The organism is Pseudomonas fluorescens (assembly GCF_902497745.1).
Taxonomy (GTDB): domain Bacteria; phylum Pseudomonadota; class Gammaproteobacteria; order Pseudomonadales; family Pseudomonadaceae; genus Aquipseudomonas; species Aquipseudomonas fluorescens_BM.
In genome coordinates this window covers 11,012-13,906 of sequence record NZ_CABVHJ010000039.1, presented here as the reverse complement: position 1 = coordinate 13,906, position 2,895 = coordinate 11,012, and the positions used below count along the sequence as shown (strand labels likewise).

General features: G+C 48.5%; 2 protein-coding genes and 1 tRNA gene. 1 reads left to right on the top strand and 2 read right to left on the bottom strand.

The genetic code is table 11. The annotated features are described in order from the left end of the window. Both F8N44_RS30655 and F8N44_RS30650 read right to left on the bottom strand, forming a co-directional pair. Nucleotides 1-543, bottom strand: a 543-nt coding sequence (locus F8N44_RS30655; protein WP_150652967.1) for an IS30 family transposase, incomplete at its 3' end; no start/stop codon positions are given. A 656-nt stretch (nt 544-1,199) separates the two neighbouring features. Continuing rightward, a tRNA-Ile gene (locus tag F8N44_RS30650) sits at nt 1,200-1,276 on the bottom strand. A gap of 1,006 nt (nt 1,277-2,282) precedes the next feature. Here F8N44_RS30650 and F8N44_RS31515 point away from each other — a divergent pair. Then, nucleotides 2,283-2,895, top strand: a 613-nt coding sequence (locus tag F8N44_RS31515; protein ID WP_224794848.1) for a hypothetical protein, incomplete at its 3' end; no start/stop codon positions are given.

Genomic DNA, 2,895 nt, shown 5'->3' with positions numbered 1-2,895 from the left:
CCAGTGCCCAGGAACAAGGCGATCTTCGACCTCCGGTGGACGCAGGTGAATGCTGAGTTCCGCAGGGTAGCGCTCTCGACGTGTGGCACTCTGGGTTCGCGGGCGGCGCTTGCCCTTACCTTGGCGCAAGTAGCTGATGAGCTGGCGCTTCAGCTCCCCTCGCGGATAGGCATAAATAGCCAGGTAGATGGTTTCGTGACTCACATGTCGCTCGGGATGATCGGGCCAGATACTGCGTAGTCTGCTGGCAATTTGCTGGGGTGACCAGCCAATGCGCAGCATTTCCATGATCACTTGGAACAACTCAGAGCCAGAGCACAAACGAGACTGGCGGCGAGGCTTGTGACGTAGCACTCGAGCCCTGCTGGCGGCGTGAGCCGAATCGTATCGACCCAGTTGGCTGTGCCGCCTGATCTCACGGCTAATGGTACGGGGATGACGCCTGAGTAAAACGGCGATAGCTCGCAGAGAAAGATGTTGAAGCTGCATCACCATGATGGCGACACGCTCCTCAGTGCTGAGATGTGTGTACTTCGTTGGCATGGCAACACCTTACATCAGGTGTTGCACTTGGTCCTTGAGACCGCCGACCCGACCGTGAGACAGTTTGACGAATTATTTGAGACGTGATGGGGAGGGCGGAAGATTGGAACGTTGTCAGATAGGGGGGGCTTGCTGAAAACTGAAATGCTAGAGGAGGCCTAAAATGGCTGTTAACAATACAGTCTCAAAAAGTCTCGTAAATAAAGATGGGTCAGCAACGACATACGACGCTCCGTATTAACGCCTCTAGGTCAAGAGGATGGTTGGTTTGTAAGTACGTCACTTGGTTATTGCACTGATCCAGTTAAAATTTCGGCTTGAATGAGGATCGGCGCAATAATACGACCGACGAAGACGGGGGGGCATTCTATAGCGGCAGTAGGCTTGGCGATAAAAATCCTCTCGGAATCCAATTGAGGGCAGGTTTAAAATTTACTCCCGATAAATTACGTATGATGCATACGAGTATGCCGTCTATGTCCAACGGGAGTTCAGATATAGGGTCTCTCACTCCGATAGTATCGAGCCAGGATGACTACTGGCGTCAGATAAATTTCACTTATTTTCGGGTAACGTTGGCGTTGATGCCATAGTTCATTGTAGCGCCGAAAACGGTCGCTCCAGGCAGCAGATATTGTACCCAATGCTTTTGTATGTGGTGGGCCTACACGGACTTGAACCGTGGACCAATCGATTATGAGTCGACTGCTCTAACCATCTGAGCTATAGGCCCCGAGGAAGCACAGCAGTACCGACGTAAGCCGATTGCTGGTAAAGCAGTAAACAGCGAAGTTAATCCCTTGAAATGATACAGCTTGAGAACACCCAATCAGAAATGATTTCAATGGCGTTTTGGCGCCGATGCAAGCTTTAATAGCTTGCACTATTAAATATAAAACGTCACCTCGGAGCGTCTCAAAAGAATAGTCTATTTGTCTCGCTATTCTACTGGGAGGCACTCGTGTCGTGATCGGGTATCCGTCTGTACAGCGCCGGCCTGCGACGCTTTGCGTCACCGGACAGCCTGAGGTCGTTTGGCAAAGGTGGGATTAATCCGTATGCCTGTTGTGAGGGGGATCCCATTAGGTGCTGTTTCAGGTCTGGCATTAATTGTAATAAAAAATGTAAAGCTTGGCATTGTAATGTGGGTTGTTATGGGTTCGGGCTAAATACGGGTTTAGATTTCTTGCTACTTACTCCAGAACTTTCTGCTAGTAATGATCCCCTTTTAGGCTTGATAGATCATGCCGAAACACTTGGTGTTACAAGTTGTTGTTTGTATATTAATTTATTTGTTTCATTCCGAATCATTCTATTTATTCCGGTGTTTCATATTCGATACGTTGGTAGTTCTCTTTGTGGTGACTCTCACCCGCGCGAGGGCGTTTATGCCGAAGCGAACGTTTCCATCATTAACTTTCACTACGGTGATGCGGGTTTCGGGCGGGGTGCTGATTGATCGGCTGCGGCACGGTGAGGTGCGTGGATTGCACCATTGCAACCTGGTATTCAGCCAGAGGTCGCTCTTGCAAGCGGCGCAGCGATCAATCGATGAGATAAATGGATTAATTATTTGAGACGGTGTGAGGAGCTGATCAGTATTGAAATGGTGTTTTCTGTAAGCAAGTCGCGGACGGATTAACTCCGCAGTCGCGACGTATCAATGGTCGTAGTCGATAGACTTTTACCCGGTCAGAGTTAACTCAATCGATATAATATCATCAATGGAGCTGCTGATAATGAGTAATACAATAAAATACGGCGATGCTATTGCACTGCAAAACAACGCTCCCAACTGGAGCTGGGCTGGCGGCTTTTTAGCCACATCCACGCCTGATGCTACGCCTTACTCAAAGTTTCACACCATCACGGTAGACTCTCCGACTCTACGCGGTGAAAAAGTCTTGAAAAGCGCAGTTGGCATGTGGCGCGTCCTCTCCGGTCAAGGTAAGCCCCTGGGTACAGAAATACAGAATAATGACATTATACTGCTAAAGGGCTTGAACGAGTGTGACGGTGGCTTGCTCGCTGTGTATGGAGATGTCAATCTGGCGGGAGTATTGTATAGAGTAAATACCTCGCTTCTTGATCCAGCTAAATCTCCCGCGCTTAACTGGAAAATTATTCTGAAGACTAATTCTCCCGACGGGAAAATCAGAGAAAATGATCCTGTTTCCCTCATCAATCAATATCAACCTGGCACCAGCTTTCTTAGTACAGCTTATGAAGACCATAATCCTAATGAAAAATATTTTGTTTACACATCGGTTGACGCTAGCCGAAAAGAAAATACGGGTTACTGGAGATTTAGCCTGGTAGCGCAAGATCCATGTCCCGATGCTGTGAAAAATC